The sequence below is a fragment of the Abyssisolibacter sp. ZYX002 genome (assembly GCF_056892235.1).
Genome location: NZ_JARMXH010000003.1, coordinates 500,975 through 519,508, shown reverse-complemented (window position 1 = coordinate 519,508; position 18,534 = coordinate 500,975). Strand labels below are relative to the sequence as shown.

Below are 18,534 nucleotides of genomic sequence, written 5' to 3'. Positions count from 1 at the left end.
GCATGATATATTTAAAATGGTGGAGGGGACTGGATTCGAACCAGTGAAAGCACAGCTAACGGATTTACAGTCCGTCCCCTTTGGCCAACTCGGGAACCCCTCCTTATTTTGTGGAGCTGGTGAAAGGACTTGAACCCTCAACCTACTGATTACAAGTCAGTTGCTCTACCAATTGAGCTACACCAGCGTAATTTATTTACTTTTTGTTACCTTTTGACTTTTCGTGATGCTAGCCACTCTCCCTAACTAAGTGATTCACACGAAATCAAAGATTTCGGTTCTCTACTTATACCAATTTGAGCTACACCAGCATATTAACTTTTGATTAAAATGGCGACCTGGAAGGGACTCGAACCCTCGACCTCCAGCGTGACAGGCTGGCATTCTAACCATCTGAACTACCAGGCCATTTTTTTGCCTCAGAAGTTCATTATAAACCTTTTTTTGTGTTTTGTCAATATAATTTTTAAAAAAATATATTGAATTACATGGTGGGCACAATAGGGCTCGAACCTATGACCCCCTGCTTGTAAGGCAGGTGCTCTCCCAACTGAGCTATGCGCCCTCAAATGGTTGCGGGGGAAGGATTCGAACCAACGACCTCCGGGTTATGAGCCCGACGAGCTACCAGACTGCTCCACCCCGCGACAAAAAACTTATATATGAACTCTTATTATTATGTTCTGTTGTTATTGGTGCCGGAGATCGGAATCGAACCGATACGATCGTATAAGGATCGCAGGATTTTAAGTCCTGTGCGTCTGCCAGTTCCGCCACTCCGGCATTAACTTGGCTCTCAGGGTGGGACTCGAACCCACAACCTACCGGTTAACAGCCGGTTGCTCCACCATTGAGCTACCTAAGAACAATTTTTTTCGCTGTCCTCTCTTTCCTAAGGACAAGATATATCTTACCATACTAAAGGGTTGATGTCAACCCATTAGCCAAAAAAAATATAGATTTATTAGTTTTTTTTATAAAAGAGCCATATTATAGCCTTTCTTGCCTTTATTTTCAGCACTTTTTCTATATTTTTGTGATACTTATCATAGTCCTATTGATTTTTTCATATTTTTAATATAAAGAATTATTTTAGGGGGTAGATTGAGTGGATGATATTATTAAATGTATTTTATTTTTCATGATATATTATTTCTTAGTAATAAAATTGGATAGACGTGTTTGTTTTCGTCAATATCTTTGTAGTAAAATAGGCTCTGTTAAAAACTATAATATTTTAGTCGTTTTAGTTTGTTTTATAATGCTATTAATAGCTGGTTTTATAAATCCGTCTATAATTTATCCTAAAATCTTTGGTAGTATTTTGCTCGCAACCATGGTGTCTTTTTTGTTGTATTAGTATGTATGAAACTAGTATTATTAATAAAGTAACAAATCTTTTAATATCTCCATATATTATAGTACATAGATAATCAAATGTAATATATTTATATTCGAATATCAAATCTAATTACAGGAGGTATTCTTATGGCTGATGCTCAATGTGGAAGCGGAGGATATAGTGATAGTTTATTATTCTTTTTCTTGCTATTAGTAATATTATTCTGTTACTGCTTTTAATTAAAACCATATTAGGAGCTGGCAACGCTCCTAATAACTACATAAAATAATTTAATTGTTTACAGGTTACATAAGCTATTATAACTCTTTAATTTGTAACAAGTTTTCTTTAATCTCCATAATATATAATAGCTATTGACTAAATATACTAAACAAAGGAGGTTGCGTTATGGCTAACGGTCTTTTTGGAAGTTTATTTAACGGTGAAGGCAGCAGTTTATTATTCTTCTTCTTACTATTAGTTATTATTTTCTGTAACTGCTATTCAGGCGGCTGCTAGTTGTAAGACTCTAATGACATCTTGTTTGTGAACAATTAAAAGCTAATGTTATCCTTATGATAAATAGCTAATTATGCATTTAATAAATATTAGATTGTTGCATAACTTTGGTAAGGAGTCGTATAGACTCCTTAACCATTATGGTTAGTAATAGTAAATTCGGGAGTGATACTATGGATAATAATTTTCCTTTATGGATTGCCAAAAACAAAAATAAAATATTGGTTTATGATGCTAATGAAATACTAATTAAAAAATATGATTGTAATGAAATAAATCCTCACGATATAAAAAATAGAATAAAGTATTGTAACATAAAAAGAATACTGAAAATCTAGTATAATATATATTGATTTAATCAAAATTAAAACGAGCTGTCACTTCAAAAGTGTACCAACTCGTTTTTATAATTCTCTATTTTTTTAATACTATGTTAGCTCCATTATAATCTATCTCTAAATTATCATCGTTTTTGTAATATACCTTTAGCTCATATTCTCCATCAGGGTTAGGCACATCGAACATTAACATACCTGTTTTTTTTACCTTAGGGTCTGCCTCTATACGAAGATTCTTTCCCCCCATTAACTCTGTTTCCATATTGTCATGCTTTATTAACTCTCCTGTCTTTAGAGTTACGTCATACTGATTTCCGCCTTTTTCTATTAACTTATATTTGAAATTATCTAGTTTTATTTTTATATTTGAACTATTTACTGCTGAAACCTGAACTAATAAAAACTTGTTGGTTGCACTATAATTTACATACTGATCTTCGTAAAGTTTTACTTTACATGCATTTGTTACATATGTACCATCTACTTTAAAAGTAATTCCTTTGTACTTAATATCCTGCCCAATTTTTGTTTCTTCTTCTTGTTTAACTACTGGCTGAGCATTTTCTTTCTCTTTATTCTCTAATATTTGCTTATTAAGGCTACTTATTAAGACATCCTTTTCCTTAATACTCTTCTCTAACTCTTCGTTTTGTTTTTTTATTTGGGCCAACTGTTTTTTTAGCTCTTCGTTTTCTTTTACTGCTAAATCATTGTTATTGCTACTACAGCCACATATAAAAACAGCTGTAAGCAATGACACTATAATTAATTTCTTCATTTACAATTTATCCCCCTTATATACATGTAAACCACATACTAAAAATCTGACAATAGTATTATCTCATGTATGATTAATTTTAACAACTATAAACTTTTATATATTCTTTTATTATATAATCTATTTTTCTTAAATGATTTAAAAAACTCTGATTGGTATAATATATCCACTAACGCTATAGCCAAGACCATTATGCTAACAAATAAAAATACTACTCTCTGTGAATCCCACCCAAAAAGACTTGCTATCAATGTTAAGACTATAGGTGATGCAAATTTCCCAAAGTAAATTGATCCATTGAGAAATGAAAGTGCAAATGTATTATTGTTTTTAGGTGTCACCTCTATAACTTTAAGCTGAAATACTGGTGTTAATATTCCCATGCTAAAACCTATCATTACTACACTGACAATTATACCTGTAAAAGTAGTTGCCCTACTTATTATTACAAACCCTATGCTCATCAGAAATAATGGCACTGATATACTCATTTTTTTCATTAGAGCTGTTAGCCTATGTAACAATAATCCACTCAGAAAACCAGCCAATGTTAAAAAAGATATGGAAAGTCCCGCTGAATCCGCTCTTCCTAAGTTTTCATTTATTAAAAACAATGCTATATTAGTCATGACACTATAAAAAGCTATATTTGTAAATATAGCTATAACAGAAACTCTAATGACTTCCTTGTTCATATAGCTACTACTAGCTTTTTTCTTCTTTAATACTATATCTGAAGAAGGTAACCAGATTATAACTAAAGTAAATGAAATCACTGCTACTAAATACAACAAAAAAATATATCTCCATCCTATTAATGCTAATTTACCACTAAAATATGTTCCAAGTATTCCTCCTAAATTTGATGATGCATTTGAATATCCTAACATTTTAACTTTAGCTTTTCCTTTATATATGTCAGATATCAAGGAGCCTATTAATGGCAATAATATTCCCATCCCTACTCCTATAATTCCTCTAACTAATAACAGCTGACTTAACGTGCTAACAAAAGCCCCGCAGGCTCCACCTATTATGTATAAAATTAAACCTATTACTACTAACTTCTTTTTGTTTATTTTACTAGATAGCTTACCAGAAGCTAATGAAGCTGGAATAATTAGCATGGAAGGTAACGTTACTAATAGCTTTATATTGTATGTACTTGCTAAAGGAAAATACTCCTTTATACTTCCCAATGCAGGAGACACTAAAGCTCCTGTTATTATAATTAAAAAAGATATCGAAAGTATTGCTATACATGCAGTGTTTTTCATTGTTTTCACCTCTGTATTATTCTGTGCTAAACGATATCTTTTATCCATTTATTAAGTTGTTTATATTTTTCTAAAATCCAGAACCTCTCTAGTCTTCTTTATTTGCTCTGGAATAGAGTCAAACTTCATTCTAACTATATTTATAAACAGTACATCTATAACAGTTAATTGAGCTATTCTCGAAGCTATAGCGCCCATTCTAAGTGTTTGCTCTACTTCTGTAGTATATAGTTTTATATCTGATAGTTCTGTAAGAGGATTTTTGCCATATTTGGTAAGTGATATTATCTTTGCACCACTTTTCTTTGCTATTTCGACAGCTTTTATAGTCTCTAATGTTTTTCCATGATGTGATATAGCTATAACTACGTCATCTTTTTGAACATTAACTGCGGATACTAATTGTAAATGGTAATCCATAGACATGTTAACAGGTATATTAATCCTAATCAGTTTATACTGTAAATCCATTGCTACTAAAGCTGATTGACCTACACCAAATAAATGTACTCTTTTTGCCTTTATTATCCCTTTTGTAGCTTCTTCTATTGCTTTTATATCTAATAAATCTCTTGTTGCTTCTATTGCTTTTATATTTCCAATAGGTATTTTACTTATTATATCAGCTGTAGAGTCTTCTATTGATACTTGTTGATATATATCGTTGTTTTCTGTACCTTTTTTCACTACATCTTTTGCTAATGCAATTTTCAATTCTTGAAAGCCTGCATAACCCAATCTCTTTGAAAATCTAACAACGCTCGCTGGACTAGTTGACGATAACTTTGCTAATTGTGATGCAGTCAGATTGTAAACTCCATTTATATTTGAACTTATATAATTCGCCAGTCTTTTTTCTGAATCAGTAAATTCTTTTAGCATACTATTAATTTTAACTATGACACTCACTTTTTTCCTCCTATTTGAAGATTTATATGGACTCCTATTATTTCTTATATTATATCAATAATGGTTTTTTTTCAAAGTTATTTTTGTAATAAATAGGGGATATCTCAATTATTTCATAAGATATCCCCTTTTTCTAACTATAATAAAATTTAAATTTGCCACCTGGCTTAAGCATTGGTAACATTATATCACCATAAAGCACCCTGCCTATAACATTTACTCTCTCATCTTTTGTCAGATTATCCCGAAGTATTTGTAGCTCTCCTTCGTATCGTTTGTATAAACAGTTATCAATAGTTATTGAATATTTTTCTCTCATTTGATATCCATTTGGCTTAATTATACTACCTTTTTTTGACCTTGCTTCTTGAGATCTTATTACTTTTTCGCCAGGGTCTGTTCTATTGGTGTGTATCCCCTGAGCTATGTACAGCTCTGTATCGCTGACTTCTTTAATCTCAACAGGTAGCATTAAAATATCTTCACTTATCATAGTCAATATCTTTAATTCCTCTTGTGATGCCATTGCATCCCCTATAATAATACTATCAATCCCTGACCTTAATAGATGCTGGGCTGAAACTATTATAGGTTTATCTCTGTGTATTTCTAATGTTGGAAGCCCTTCATATATAGGTCCTCTCTTGCCATCTTTATTATTACTTGGTATAAAACCATAAATCTTAAGATTATATTCCTTAAATGCCTTATTTCTTTCCATCATCAACTCGTATGATATACCAGTGTCTCTTCTTGGATAATAATTATGACACATCTCTATATTGTTTATATCAATACCTTTATGCATCAAACGTTCTAGTTCTTCTTTATTAATTGTACTAGCATTTAGATGAATTTTGAATTGTTTATTTTTTGTTAGTTCTATGATTTCATCTTCTGTAAAACCAAAATCCAATCTTAATGCATATATGTTGTATCTCGTTATATCTATTTTTTTAAGATACTCCTTTGAGATATCAGCTATTATGTCCATATCAAGCTCTGTAGCTAACTCTATTATCTTTATGCTTTCTTTATATAAATCACTATTAGATTCAGGAATATGGAGAGATGTGAAAATTGTGTTTATTCCACACCTCTTTGCATTTCTAATGTACCTTATATTAGTTTCTAAATCTATATCTAAACCACTGTATACTGAAATACCAAACATAATTATCTCCTATTATTCTACTGGATCTTTAAATCCTAGTGCATAAGTAGCTACGAAACCTACTGCATATGCTACTGATAAACCTAATACGTATAATATTATCTTGTTTGATTCTATTAGTGAAGCTAGTGGCAATCCTGATAATCCCATACTCACTGCTCCTACTTTAAACGCAGCTACTACTGCACCTCCAGCAGCTCCTCCAATACACGCTCCTATAAAAGGTTTTCCTAATGGTAATGTAACACCATATATTAATGGCTCCCCTATTCCTAATATACCTACAGGTAAAGCACTTAAAATAGTCTTCTTGAGTCTTTGATTTTTTGTCTTAATATAAACCGCAAATGCAGCACCAATTTGTCCACAACCAGCCATAGCTAGTATAGGTAACAATGTATTTACGCCTGTTTTAGCTAATAAGTCTGCATGAATAGGTGTTAATCCTTGATGTAACCCTGTCATTACCAATGGTAAAAAAGTACCAGCTAATATACCACCAACTATCGGTCCACCACTCTCTATTGCTGTTACACATGCTTTTCCTATCCCATCTGATATCATACCACCTATTGGTTGCAATACTAAAACTGCTACAAAACCTGATATCAATACTGTAAGCACTGGTGTGAATATCAACTCTAGAACTTCTGGTATGATTTTTCTAAGCTGTTTTTCTAGTAATGATGAAAATGCTACTACTAATAATACTGCTATGATTCCACCTCTACCTGGAACTAGCGTTCTACCAAGCAACTCTATTCCTGCAAGTCCTGGAGATATAACTATACCTGCCATAAGTCCACCTATAGTCTGTGATCCGCCAAACTCTTTTGCTGCATTCATACCTACCATTATTGCCATATATGCAAAGACTGCTGAAGAAAATACTCCTAGTAATGATGTCAATGCACCTTGTTCTATTACTCCTGATTTCTTGATTATATTATTAATCCCCATTATAAGTCCACACCCTATGAAAGCAGGAATTAAAGGTATAAATATATTTGCTATCTTCTTTAATACACCACTCATAGGAGCTTTATATTTCTCTTTTACTTCTTTTTTTGTTTTAGCAGCATTCCCAAAGTTTGATTGCCCTTGACTGCCAATAATCTCTGATATCTTACTAGCTACTTTTGTTGCAACGCTTGGTCCTACAACGAATTGATACTGCCCATCTGCTTTTACAACTCCCATAACTCCTTCAATCTTTTTTATTGCGCTTTCATCTACTAGGTCTTCATTCACGAAAACCATCCTAACTCTAGTCATACAGTTAGTTACTGATACGATATTATCATAACCTCCTACATGTTTTAAAATACCATTAGCAATGTTGTCATTTTTGTTGCTCATGCGCTCACCTCTTTTATTTATTGTTGGTATTTATTCAATACTCTTACTTAAAATTTTATTTCTTTATATTTATTATAGTATGAAATATTATTTCTTACAACTAGTTTTTTTATTTTTTTATTTTTTAATTAATCTAAAGGGGAAACTATCAATCTCTTGATAGCTTCCCCTTAAAATTAAAATCTATTTTGTATAATCATAAAAACCTTTTTTAGTCTTTCTACCTAGCAAATTGCCTCTTACCATTTTTCTAAGCAATGGATGTGGTCTGTATTTTGGATCACCGAATTCCTCGTATAGAACCTCCATAATAGCTAGATTAACATCATTTCCTATCAAATCCGCTAATGCTAATGGCCCTATAGGGTGATTTGCTCCCAATTTCATTGCATTATCAATATCTTCTGCACTTGCTACTCCATCTGCTAAAATCCCTACCGCTTCATTAATCATAGGTATAAGTATTCTATTTACTACAAAACCTGGAGCTTCTTCTACTTCTACTGGAGTCTTACCTAATTCTTTCGTTAGATTTAGGATTTTCTCTTTTGTTTCCTCTGATGTAGCTATTCCTTTTATAACCTCTACTAACTTCATTACTGGAACTGGATTAAAGAAGTGCATTCCTATAACTTTATCTGGTCTATTTGTAACTCTTGCTATTTCCGTTATTGATAATGAAGATGTATTTGTTGCAAGGATTGCATCTTCTTTACATAACTCATCTAGCTCTGTAAATATTTTTTTCTTTATTTCCATATTTTCTATAGCAGCTTCTATAACTAAATCTACATCTTTACAAGCATTTATATCTGTTGTAACTTCAATTTTACTAAGTATTTCAAGTTTTCTTTCTTCTGTTATTCTCTCTTTTTTTACACTTCTATCTAAATTTTTTGTTATTATAGATATCCCCTTTTGTACGAAATCTTCTTTTAAATCTCTAAGTACAACTTCGTGTCCTGTTTGTGCAAACGTTTGGGCTATTCCACTGCCCATCGTTCCTGCTCCTAATACCATTACTTTCATGACTTTTCCCCCTCTTATTTATTCTTGAATTCTGGCTTTCTCTTTTCTACAAACGCATTCATGCCTTCTGTCTGATCTTCTGAAGCAAAGCACAACGCAAATATGTCCTTTTCTATTTCTATACCCGTTTCTATATCTGTCTCTATTCCTCTATTTATTGCAGATTTGGAGTATTTCACTGCTAGTTGTGCATTTTTAGCTATCGATTTAGCCATACTTATTGTTTCTTCTAAGAGCTTGTCCATCTCAACTACTTGATTTACTAACCCAATTTTCTCTGCATCTAATGCTCCTATTATATTTCCTGTGAATATCAATTCTTTCGCTTTTGCTATCCCTACTATTCTAGGTAATCTTTGTGTACCACTAAAACCTGGTGTTATCCCCAAACCAACCTCTGGTTGTCCAAATTTTGCCTTTTCACTAGCTAACCTTATATCACAACTCATGGCAAGCTCACATCCACCACCTAATGCAAATCCATTAACAGCAGCTATTACTGGTATTTCTAACAACTCTATCCTTCTAAATACTAAAGCTCCAAACCTTGCAAACTCTCTTGCCTGTTCTACGTTTAAATCCTTCATTTCTGTAATATCTGCTCCAGCTACAAAAGCTTTACCTATCCCTGTTATTACAAGCACTTTTATATCACTATTTTTTTCTATTAAGTCTAAGGCAGTATTTAATTCTTGTAATACCTTTGTATTTAAAGCATTTAAAGCTTTTGGCCTATTGATGCTTAAAGTAGCAATACTGTCTTCTATTTTTAACAATAAATTTTTAAATTCCAATACCTTTTGCCTCCTTTGTTATAAATAATGTGTATTAACTACACCATCCCCCCTTTATTTAAAGAAAATTTAGCAATTAATAGTTCTTTTTGTTTTCTTGTGAGCTTTTTTATCTGCACCTCTCTTTTCATTGCCTCTTTTTTTGTTCCAAATTCTTCATAATAAGTTAAGTTCACGGGCGTTCTACCTCTTGTATATTTTGAAGCTATTTTGCCATTATGCGCCTTTAGTCTTTTTTTCAAATCTGTAGTCCAGCCAGTATAATATGTTCCATCACTGCAACGTAAAATATACGTGTAATTCATATAATGCTCCTTCTTGTCTAAAGGGAGGAATCTAGTAACATTATCCCTCCCTGTATATTTCTAGTTGTTCTATGAATAACCTTTAATTTTTGTTTTAACAAGTTATTAATTTATTGTTATATTATTTTATTTGAGATATTTGTCAAACCATTGTGTTATCTCTTTTAGTCTTTTTATCCTGTGCTTTGGTTTACCGCTCCTACTGAGTTCATGATTCTCTTCTTTAAATATGCACATACGAGTATCTACATTATGGAATTTAAGAGCGGTGTACATCTGCATTCCTTCTGGTAGCCAACATCTGTAGTCTTCCTCTGAATGTATAAATAATGTTGGAGTCTCTACTTTGTCTGCATATTTTAATGGAGACTGGCTCCATAGTTCATCATGATTTTTCCAAGGTTCCCCAGCACATTGATCTTTTCCAAATATATAACCTATATCACTTGTATTAAAAAACGATATCCAATTTGAGATACTTCTTTGAGACGCTGCTGCTTTAAATCTATTTGTATGTCCTATTATCCAGTTAGTCATATACCCTCCGTATGACCCTCCTGTTACACCTACTCTCTCTTCATCGATTTGAGTATATCTTTCTAAAACATTATCTGTAAATTTCATAATATCTTCGTAATCTATAGTTCCATATTTTCCTCTAATATCTGCAAATTCATTTCCTTTTCCATCGCTACCTCTTGGGTTACAGAAAAACACGAAGTATCCTTCATTAGCCCAGTACTGCATTTCATGTACAAATACTTTGCCATATACAGTCTTTGGACCACCATGTATATTGAGTATGGCTGGATATTTCTTATCTTCTCTAAAACCTATTGGTTTCATTACCCATCCATCGATATATACTCCATCTTCAGATTCGATTTCAATTTTTTCTGGCTTTGATATAGTTCTTTCCTCCAAAACCCAATTATTAAAATCAGTTATTTGTTTTTCTTTTTCTTTGCTGTGCAAATATAGCTCTTGTAACTTGATTCCTCTAAGACCTATATACAATATGTTACCATCTACTATATCAAAATTATCTACTGTTCCATTTGATTCTATGATCTTTTGTATGTTTCCTTTCATATCTATTTTGAATAGACAAGTATCATATCTATCTGCTGATGCAAAATAAAGCTGTCCACTATCAAATTTAATATCCGAACCGTTATTATATCTACAATCGGAATTTACAGAATTCCACAAGCTAAGGTCTAAATCAGGCGTTATGCATCTTGCTTCTTTTGTATGTGTATCAATAATATAAAACTTTCCATTTTCATTTAATCCATATTTCTCCATCGTACTACCAAAGCATATTACTTCTTTGTCATTAATATAGCTAGCAAAACTAAAGCTATAATCTTTAAATAATGTTGATATCTCCTCTAATTGAGTTGCCTGTATATCATATGTATATACTTTGTTAACGAAGTTATCGATACTTTTGTATTCCGCTGAAATGAATACTATCTTGTTTTTGTCTTTGTTTAGCTCAAAATGCTCTACTGCCATGTAATCATTAGAGAGTTTTTGGATCTTCTTAGTATTGGTGTTATATTTAAATAAGCTATTTCTTTTTTTGTTTACATACCCACTTCCATTGCTCCAGAATGGTAATTCATCAACTATTTCATAGTCTTTTTCTTCTTTTCTTCTTTCAAGCTCACTTTTTTTGCTCTCTTTATCGAGTGTATAAAGCTCTTTTTCCCCTATTTTCCCAGAAGCCGTAAAAATATATTCTTCACTGTTAATAGGTATAATTTTACCTACATTTTTGGGTATCCTAAACGATTTTTTAGCTTCTCCACCGCTAATGTTTATTTGATAATACTGAGTAAATACGTCTCCCTCTTCTTTCTTTTCTTTATCTTTTTTATCTCTTATAGCTGGAAAAATGATTCGTTCATCATCTAACCATACAAAACTACTTTCTTTATCTAATGCAGTCAATTGAAAATACTTATCTTGATTCACATTGTATACCCATATATTTGAGTTATATTTATTTTCATCAAACTCTGCACTATGAACAACAAAACAAGCATTTTCTCCATTAGGTGAATATTTGACTCTAGATAAAAACTTATAATTAGTAAAATCGTCTATTTTTATACTAGACATTTTTTCCCCTCCTATTATTCATTTATTTTATTATATCAGTTTTACTTTTTTTTGTTTACCCCTGTACTAATTTAATTTTATTTAATAAATCTATAAAATACATTAATAGTATTTACTATTTTGCATTTTTAAATGATTTTAAACTAAAGAAAAAGGTTGAAATCATTTATCAACCTTTATTCTTATCATTTTTTCTCTTATTTTTTATATCCTTATGAATTTTCTTCAACGCTTTTTTTGACCCTCTTTTTATATCTTTTTCTAGCTTTCTTTGACTAAATTCTTTAAATAATATATTAAAGTCATATCCTGCCGGATACAGGTTCTCTCGTTTTACTTCAAGTATTATTCTCTTTATATTAATCTGTTTAAACGTCTTTCCTATTTTTACCTCGATATTATTATATTTATCGACTTCTTTATATACTATAGCACTCTCTTTTGTATCAAGTAACTTCACTCTATCACCGATTCTTAAATCAACTTGTGCCATATCTTCTTCTTTTTCTTTATTATTATTTTCATCTCGTTTTATGGTTTTATATTGGTAGTTTTTTGTAGTAATATATCTTTCTGCTCTTTTTATTACTCTGTCTTTTAGCCCCATTTTTTTAGATATCCATAGTGCATTACTATCTCCACCTTGACCTATGATCAATTTGTATAGTGGTTGTAATGTTTCTGGATTAAACTTCATATGAGCATTTTGAAAATCTAAATGAACAGATGCAAATTCTTTTATATCTGCATAATGTGTTGTAACTACTGTAGTGCACCCTAGATAGTATAATTCTTCTAATATTGCTATCGCTAAGTTAGCACCCTCATTTGGCTCTGTTCCTACTCCTAGTTCATCAAATAACACTAGCGTCTTTTTGTCTGATTTATTAATTATATCTGCTATGTTTTTCATATGTGATGAAAATGTGCTAAGAGCATTCTTTATACTCTGATTGTCTCCTATATCAACAAATATATTTTCAAATATAGCTATTTCACTGCCCTCTTTTGCTTTTATATGAAGTCCCATCTGAGTTGCTATGGTCAATAATCCTACTGTTTTTAAGGCTATTGTTTTACCCCCTGCATTTGGACCAGTGATAACTAATGTCTTATATTCTTTACCAACATGAATATCTAGAGGGACACAATTACCTTCTAATAAAAAATGTTCACCTTTTATTATATTAATATAACCATAGTCATTTATATTCGGCTCTATTCCTTTAATCTTAGAGCTGTATTTAGCTTTAGCAAATATTAAATCATATTGTGATATAAGCTCTATATTTATAGACATTCCTTTTGCATTTTCCTGTATTATCGCTGTTAAATATGATAATATTTGATACTCTTCTTGCTGTTCTCTGAGTTTCAACTCTGATAGTTCTGCATTCAATTTTGTAACAATCTTAGGCTCTATATATACTGTAGTTCCTTTAGAAGATTGATCAATAATACTTCCTTGTATCACGTTTTTATATGAAGCTACTATAGATACAACAAATTTGCCTTCTCTTTTACTTATAATATGCTCTCTTACATAGCTCTTATTTTTTGATATAAACTCGTTTAATCTTCCTTTTATTCTGTCTTCTATTATATATTTTTTCCTTCTGATTCTAGATAACTCTTTTGTTGCGTTATCAACTATCTTTCCATTGTTTATCATACTATTTATTTCTTCTTCTACATCTGGATATTCAGTAAGTGAATGAGCATAATTGCTTAACATTGGAGCAATATACTCTTGATTCACCATAAATCTTTTTAATCTCCTACATCCTCTTAAAAAATCTGTGACCAACATAAATTCTTTTGTTGTCAATAATTCATACTTCTGTAACTTACTAATTATGATATTGACATCATTTATGCCATCAAATGGCACATGATTAGTGCTTTCTAATATTTTGAGTGCCTGTGATGTTTCTGTAAGTCTTTTTTTAACAGCTTCTATATTTTTATATGGCTTTAACTTCTCTGCCATAGCTCTTCCTAATCCACTTATACAATGTTTCTTAAGTTCTTCTATTAATTCTTTATATTCTAGTTTAATAAACGTATTTGTATTCATTGTTTTAACTCCTTTATATTATATATATTATTAATTAATTCAAACCTATAATATGCAGAGTTAATTAGAAATCGTTTATACTCATTTTTTTGCATCAAAAAAAGGTATATCAAAAGCCAATGTTAATAGTAACAAGTCTAATAGATTACACAATAAATAGTCGATTAATATGACAAAAAATCGAATTGTGCAAAACTCATCTAATTAACTCTACTATTTAACCAGTAACACGCTCATAAAATACCTCTATTTTCTAAATTTTTATTTATATATTGTCATTATCTCATAAATTAGATGTAAATTCAAGTAGTTAGTATAATCTTTTTCAAATTTATCTACTCTATTTTGTTAATAGACTAATTTTTGTTTTTTTAGTATACAGCCTAGTATCTTTTTTTGTTCAACAACTATAAGTTTGTCTATTTCTCGACTTAATATTTGTACACAATCTTCTTGTAAGCTACTTGTAATATTTACCATATTGTTGAGTCTCTGTTTTTTTACAAATAATTCATACTGCATGTTCCCTTCTCCTTCTTCCTCTATTTTACTTTTTTTACATGCGTTTATCATAAAATACTTTATATTATTTCATTTTTAGTGTTGTTTAATCATTTTTAAAAGTATTTATATATTTTTGCCAGTGTCATTATTATACTAACCTTTTTTCTAGTTGTCAATAGATGGGTTTTAACCTTATTTATTACTATTTTTACATAGTTTTTATATTAGTTCATTTAAAACTTTATATAGGAAAATATATGAAAAAAAGCGACATTTATAGTTGACAAAAAGAGAAAGAATACATCTGTTTTAGTGTATAAAAATCCAAAAAAATTTTTTTAAATTTTTTATTGTAGTATTTTGGGGGTTTGCATATTGCGTGTAAAATATAGGTGATGTAAGATGGTTTTTGGTATCTAGGTGTATTAAACAATTTTTATTGTCAACCTTTGCGTGATATGCAAATTTAAATATCAAAATAATTCTTTATTTTTTATTTAACTAAAAAATCTATCTATGAAAATAACAATAGATTTTCTAGTTGTCTTTTGTTAATAGTTATAGAATCTATGCCATTCATCATATTTAAATACCCTAAAAAGCATATGTTTATCTATAAACATATATGGTTGACATATATAGATTATCTACATATAATTATATATAGATAATCTATACACGGAAGGAATGGAATTTATGAAAATTGATAAAAGTTTAATCTCCGGAAGCACTTCCATGCTTATATTAAAACTATTAGATCAAGAAGATATGTATGGCTATCAAATCATTGAACAACTTGAACTTCGTTCAGAAACAATATTTACTCTCAAAGCTGGTACATTGTATCCTTTACTTCATAAGCTTGAGCAAAAAGGCATACTTACTTCTTATGAAAAAAAAGCTGAAAATCAAAAAATGCGTAAATACTATAGTATTACTACTGATGGCAGAAAATTCTTGGCTGATAAGCAAAAGGAATGGCATGTGTACGCTAACAGTATAAATAAAATTTTAGGAGGTATGCAAATTGAAACACTCTAATGAACAAGAAGAGTTTTTGTCAATCGTTTGTAAATCTATAAAAGTAAAAAAACTACATAAAAAGATACGAAAAGAACTGATTAACCATATAGAAGATCAAAAAGAAGCTTATATACTAAAAGGTATGAATGAACAGGCAGCACTTAGCAAATCTATTAAAGACATGGGCGATCCTATAATTGTTGGTAAAGAATTTAATGAAGCTCACAAGCCTCTAGTAGAATGGTCCATATTGATTACTATAGCATTTTTAATACTAACAAGTGGCATCTTACAATATATATTCGACAATTATAAACTAATGTATGCAAATACCCAATCTTCTATGTTTAGACATTTTTTATTCTATGCCCCTTTAGGATTTGCCATTTTTTTAGTAGCATATTTATTTAACTATTCACTAATAAAAAAATATGCATGGCATTTCTATGTATTATACTTAGTTATGATGTTAATATTATTAAAAATATCACCAGTTATCCGTGGTAGATCCTACTATACGTATTATCCTAGCTTACTTTTTATACCTATTTTCTCAGCGTTGATTTATAGATTTAGAGGTAAAGGTTACCTAGGAATAATTTTATCTGGTATAGTATGTTTTCCTCCACTATTAATAACTCTAAACATACCTTCTTTACAATGTACACTAATCATTATTATATCTTGTTTAATTACACTAACTTTTGCTATTAAAAAAAATGTATTTAATTGTAATAAGAAATTAGGTTTAGCACTAGTATATGTGCCTACTATAACAACTTTTATCCTTACCTTTGTTTTTTTGATAGCCAATTGTAGCTATAGATATGACAGATTTTATTGTCGTATATCTCAAAATCTCGACCCTAAAGCTGAAGGATATATGTTATATATTATTAGACAAATTATAACAAGCGCTAAACCTTTTGGTTCTGTACTTATTAATAATCATCCTATTCAAGCTGTTTTACCAAACTATACAAGCGAAAATACTTTTGCTTTCATTATAGGTTCTTTTGGCTATGTGCCAGCTATCATAATTAGTATTGCTATTTTATTCTTACTATACAGATTATATAAAGTAACATCAGCGCAAAGTAATACTTTAGGAAAACTTATTTCTTTAGGTTGTTTGTCTCTTTTGTCTTTGCAGTTTATATCTTCTTTATTAAATAATATAGGAATAAACTTTATACTTCAATTTGCTCCACCACTTTTATCTTATGGCTCACTGAGTTTTGTTTTTTCTATGGGGTTACTTGGATTAATGCTATCAGTATATAGATTAAGCAATATTGTAGACGATAGACCTTACTATCCAGAAAACAAAAATAATATTATTAGTTACAAAAATGGAAAGTTAACTGTAGATTTTAATAAAATAAATTTAAAAATTAGTGGGAAAAACTCGTAATAATTTTGTAAGGATATCTTTTTTTCATTTGAAATATGAATATACTATCTTACTATGATAAACTAATAACCTTCAGTGTCAAACTAAAAATACACTATCCCTGTGATAGTGTATTTTACTAATATACGAGCAAATCTATAAGCCGAGTTCTGTTTTTGACAGTCATCTATCTAGGCTCATTGTTGCCAATAAGCTCAAGCGACCTACCTACGGGACAGTAACGAGCAGCTACCTTTTTAGTCCCTACTTGGTCTTGCTCCAGATGGGGTTTACATAGCCAGTTAGTCACCTAACTGCTGGTAAGCTCTTACCTCACCTTTCCATCCTTACCTAATATAATCAGGCGGTTTATTTCTGTTGCACTATCCTTAGGGTTGCCCCCACTGGGTATTACCCAGCACCTTTGCTCTATGGAGCTCGGACTTTCCTCATGCATTATACATGCAACTGTCTGATTTACTCGTATTTAATTTTAAATTTATTATTTTTATCATGCAAGACATAGTCTACCACAAATACATAGGTGCTGTCAATTGTTTATTTTTCCCATTCATGTGTTATGTAGCGTATTTTTTTATATTTTTCAATGTACGCCCTACTCTGGTTCTTTTGAATACAACAATATCCTCCCACAGTTATCACAGTAACATACTACTTCGTCTTTTTTTAGCCTTGAAATTGTAGACAAAGGAATATTCATATGACAGCCGGTACAGCTTTTGTTCTTTACTTTTACTACAGCTCTGTGTTTCATTTTACTTATTGCATTATATTTTTTAATAAAATCCGGTTCTATTTTAGAGTTTAATTGTTGCAATTTAGTTCTAAGCTCTTTGCACTTTTCTTTTAATTTGGTAGTTTGATCTATATGCTCCCTGTGTAAAAATGATACATTTTCACTAGATCTAGTATACTCTTTTTGTTTTAATTTTATTATTTCGTCATACGCGTCAATTTTTTCTAAATTTAAATATATTTCTTCTTCTATCAAATCACATTGTTCTCTTAATCTTTCTTCTTCTTTATGTATCTCAATTAATTCCTTGCTATCAGTTATATCTCCACTGTATAATCTTTGTGTTGTTTGTCCAAGATTATCGTTTATTATCTTTAGTTTTCTTTCGCTTCTTTCAATTTCTATTTTTTTCATTTCTAATTGTGTTTTGTTTGTAATCAAATCATATTCTAATTGCTTTAATTCTACCTGTACATTTTCTAGTTTATCATCTTCTTTGATTTGCTTTAAACTTTTTAGTGTTTTTGTTAATTCATGTTGTTTTTCTTGATGTTCCCATAGTAGTTTTATCTGTTTCATTGCTGTTGCTACTCATATGGTGAATATAATTTACAATATTCTATGAGTAGCTCCACCTCCCCTTTATAATTAATCTTTATCCTTTGCGACCAATTGAAAATAAAAATTAAAATACTGTATAATAATACATTGTTCTAATTTTTATTAGCTTTATATACTATAAAACGAAACTAAATTATAAAAATTTTCTAAAAAATTATATTATAATAAATAGTAGCTAAACTTATTATGATATAACATCGCTTTT

Annotated in this window: 15 protein-coding genes, 7 tRNA genes and 1 other RNA gene; 3 read left to right on the top strand and 20 right to left on the bottom strand. The window is 30.4% G+C overall.

Features of this window, described 5'->3' with window-relative positions:
• Positions 1-17 precede the first annotated feature (17 nt).
• From P3X86_RS12515 to P3X86_RS12485, 7 genes are all read right to left on the bottom strand, one after another.
• Positions 18-103: transfer RNA gene (locus tag P3X86_RS12515), tRNA-Tyr, on the bottom strand.
• Positions 104-111: 8 nt separating this feature from the next.
• Positions 112-187, bottom strand: a tRNA-Thr gene (locus tag P3X86_RS12510).
• Positions 188-331: 144 nt separating this feature from the next.
• Positions 332-408: transfer RNA gene (locus P3X86_RS12505), tRNA-Asp, on the bottom strand.
• Positions 409-489: 81 nt separating this feature from the next.
• Positions 490-565: transfer RNA gene (locus P3X86_RS12500), tRNA-Val, on the bottom strand.
• A gap of 5 nt (positions 566-570) precedes the next feature.
• Positions 571-647: transfer RNA gene (locus P3X86_RS12495), tRNA-Met, on the bottom strand.
• A gap of 46 nt (positions 648-693) precedes the next feature.
• Positions 694-783: transfer RNA gene (locus tag P3X86_RS12490), tRNA-Leu, on the bottom strand.
• Between the two features lie 7 nt (positions 784-790).
• A tRNA-Asn gene (locus P3X86_RS12485) sits at positions 791-865 on the bottom strand.
• Positions 866-2,034: 1,169 nt separating this feature from the next.
• Between P3X86_RS12485 and P3X86_RS12480 the strand changes: the two genes are divergently transcribed.
• Positions 2,035-2,199: a hypothetical protein gene (locus P3X86_RS12480; RefSeq protein ID WP_483293028.1), complete on the top strand. Its 165-nt coding sequence runs from the start codon at positions 2,035-2,037 to the stop codon at positions 2,197-2,199.
• A 76-nt stretch (positions 2,200-2,275) separates the two neighbouring features.
• Here the strand turns inward: P3X86_RS12480 and P3X86_RS12475 are convergent, their stop codons facing one another.
• The 11 genes from P3X86_RS12475 to P3X86_RS12425 all read right to left on the bottom strand — a co-directional run bounded on the left by P3X86_RS12475 (position 2,276) and on the right by P3X86_RS12425 (position 14,553).
• A complete protein-coding gene (locus tag P3X86_RS12475) occupies positions 2,276-2,977 on the bottom strand; it encodes a DUF4352 domain-containing protein (RefSeq protein WP_483293027.1) in 702 nt (233 codons plus the stop codon).
• A gap of 86 nt (positions 2,978-3,063) precedes the next feature.
• Positions 3,064-4,254: an MFS transporter gene (locus P3X86_RS12470; protein ID WP_483293026.1), complete on the bottom strand. Its 1,191-nt coding sequence runs from the start codon at positions 4,252-4,254 to the stop codon at positions 3,064-3,066.
• A 60-nt stretch (positions 4,255-4,314) separates the two neighbouring features.
• Positions 4,315-5,163, bottom strand: coding sequence for a MurR/RpiR family transcriptional regulator (locus P3X86_RS12465; RefSeq protein WP_483293025.1), 849 nt, complete (start codon positions 5,161-5,163; stop codon positions 4,315-4,317).
• Positions 5,164-5,296: 133 nt separating this feature from the next.
• Positions 5,297-6,337 (bottom strand): MupG family TIM beta-alpha barrel fold protein, encoded by a 1,041-nt coding sequence (locus P3X86_RS12460; RefSeq protein ID WP_483293024.1) that lies wholly within the window; start codon positions 6,335-6,337, stop codon positions 5,297-5,299.
• A gap of 12 nt (positions 6,338-6,349) precedes the next feature.
• A complete protein-coding gene (locus tag P3X86_RS12455; protein WP_483293023.1) occupies positions 6,350-7,696 on the bottom strand; it encodes a PTS transporter subunit EIIC in 1,347 nt (448 codons plus the stop codon).
• Between the two features lie 183 nt (positions 7,697-7,879).
• On the bottom strand, positions 7,880-8,725 hold the full coding sequence (locus P3X86_RS12450) for a 3-hydroxybutyryl-CoA dehydrogenase (RefSeq protein WP_483293022.1): 846 nt from the start codon (positions 8,723-8,725) through the stop codon (positions 7,880-7,882).
• 14 nt (positions 8,726-8,739) lie between these two features.
• Complete coding sequence (locus P3X86_RS12445) at positions 8,740-9,519, bottom strand: short-chain-enoyl-CoA hydratase (RefSeq protein WP_483293021.1); 780 nt, start codon at positions 9,517-9,519, stop codon at positions 8,740-8,742.
• A 38-nt stretch (positions 9,520-9,557) separates the two neighbouring features.
• Entirely contained in the window at positions 9,558-9,824 is a 267-nt protein-coding gene (locus tag P3X86_RS12440; protein WP_483293020.1) for a GIY-YIG nuclease family protein, read from the bottom strand.
• Between the two features lie 126 nt (positions 9,825-9,950).
• On the bottom strand, positions 9,951-11,954 hold the full coding sequence (locus tag P3X86_RS12435) for a S9 family peptidase (RefSeq protein WP_483293019.1): 2,004 nt from the start codon (positions 11,952-11,954) through the stop codon (positions 9,951-9,953).
• A gap of 169 nt (positions 11,955-12,123) precedes the next feature.
• On the bottom strand, positions 12,124-14,031 hold the full coding sequence (locus tag P3X86_RS12430) for an endonuclease MutS2 (protein ID WP_483293018.1): 1,908 nt from the start codon (positions 14,029-14,031) through the stop codon (positions 12,124-12,126).
• 348 nt (positions 14,032-14,379) lie between these two features.
• Positions 14,380-14,553, bottom strand: a complete 174-nt coding sequence (locus tag P3X86_RS12425; RefSeq protein ID WP_483293017.1) for a hypothetical protein — start codon at positions 14,551-14,553, stop codon at positions 14,380-14,382.
• Positions 14,554-15,231: 678 nt separating this feature from the next.
• On the opposite strand from P3X86_RS12425, the gene P3X86_RS12420 reads away from it, so the two are divergent.
• Both P3X86_RS12420 and P3X86_RS12415 read left to right on the top strand, forming a co-directional pair.
• Positions 15,232-15,576 (top strand): PadR family transcriptional regulator, encoded by a 345-nt coding sequence (locus tag P3X86_RS12420; protein ID WP_483293016.1) that lies wholly within the window; start codon positions 15,232-15,234, stop codon positions 15,574-15,576.
• A complete protein-coding gene (locus tag P3X86_RS12415) occupies positions 15,563-16,972 on the top strand; it encodes an FtsW/RodA/SpoVE family cell cycle protein (protein ID WP_483293015.1) in 1,410 nt (469 codons plus the stop codon). Before P3X86_RS12420 ends, P3X86_RS12415 begins: the two co-directional genes overlap by 14 nt.
• A 122-nt stretch (positions 16,973-17,094) precedes the next feature.
• Here the strand turns inward: P3X86_RS12415 and rnpB are convergent.
• An RNA gene (rnpB, locus tag P3X86_RS12410) (RNase P RNA component class A) lies at positions 17,095-17,435 on the bottom strand.
• A gap of 132 nt (positions 17,436-17,567) precedes the next feature.
• On the bottom strand, positions 17,568-18,287 hold the full coding sequence (locus P3X86_RS12405) for a zinc ribbon domain-containing protein (protein WP_483293014.1): 720 nt from the start codon (positions 18,285-18,287) through the stop codon (positions 17,568-17,570).
• Between the last annotated feature and the right edge of the window lie 247 nt (positions 18,288-18,534).

Coding starts and splice junctions, on each gene's coding strand:
- P3X86_RS12430 (WP_483293018.1), bottom strand. CDS start 14,031: ATGAATACAAATACGTTTATTAAACTAGAATATAAAGAATTAATAGAA.
- P3X86_RS12420 (WP_483293016.1), top strand. CDS start 15,232: ATGAAAATTGATAAAAGTTTAATCTCCGGAAGCACTTCCATGCTTATA.
- P3X86_RS12425 (WP_483293017.1), bottom strand. CDS start 14,553: ATGCAGTATGAATTATTTGTAAAAAAACAGAGACTCAACAATATGGTA.
- P3X86_RS12460 (WP_483293024.1), bottom strand. CDS start 6,337: ATGTTTGGTATTTCAGTATACAGTGGTTTAGATATAGATTTAGAAACT.
- P3X86_RS12480 (WP_483293028.1), top strand. CDS start 2,035: ATGGATAATAATTTTCCTTTATGGATTGCCAAAAACAAAAATAAAATA.
- P3X86_RS12470 (WP_483293026.1), bottom strand. CDS start 4,254: ATGAAAAACACTGCATGTATAGCAATACTTTCGATATCTTTTTTAATT.
- P3X86_RS12450 (WP_483293022.1), bottom strand. CDS start 8,725: ATGAAAGTAATGGTATTAGGAGCAGGAACGATGGGCAGTGGAATAGCC.
- P3X86_RS12455 (WP_483293023.1), bottom strand. CDS start 7,696: ATGAGCAACAAAAATGACAACATTGCTAATGGTATTTTAAAACATGTA.
- P3X86_RS12435 (WP_483293019.1), bottom strand. CDS start 11,954: ATGTCTAGTATAAAAATAGACGATTTTACTAATTATAAGTTTTTATCT.
- P3X86_RS12475 (WP_483293027.1), bottom strand. CDS start 2,977: ATGAAGAAATTAATTATAGTGTCATTGCTTACAGCTGTTTTTATATGT.
- P3X86_RS12440 (WP_483293020.1), bottom strand. CDS start 9,824: ATGAATTACACGTATATTTTACGTTGCAGTGATGGAACATATTATACT.
- P3X86_RS12405 (WP_483293014.1), bottom strand. CDS start 18,287: ATGAAACAGATAAAACTACTATGGGAACATCAAGAAAAACAACATGAA.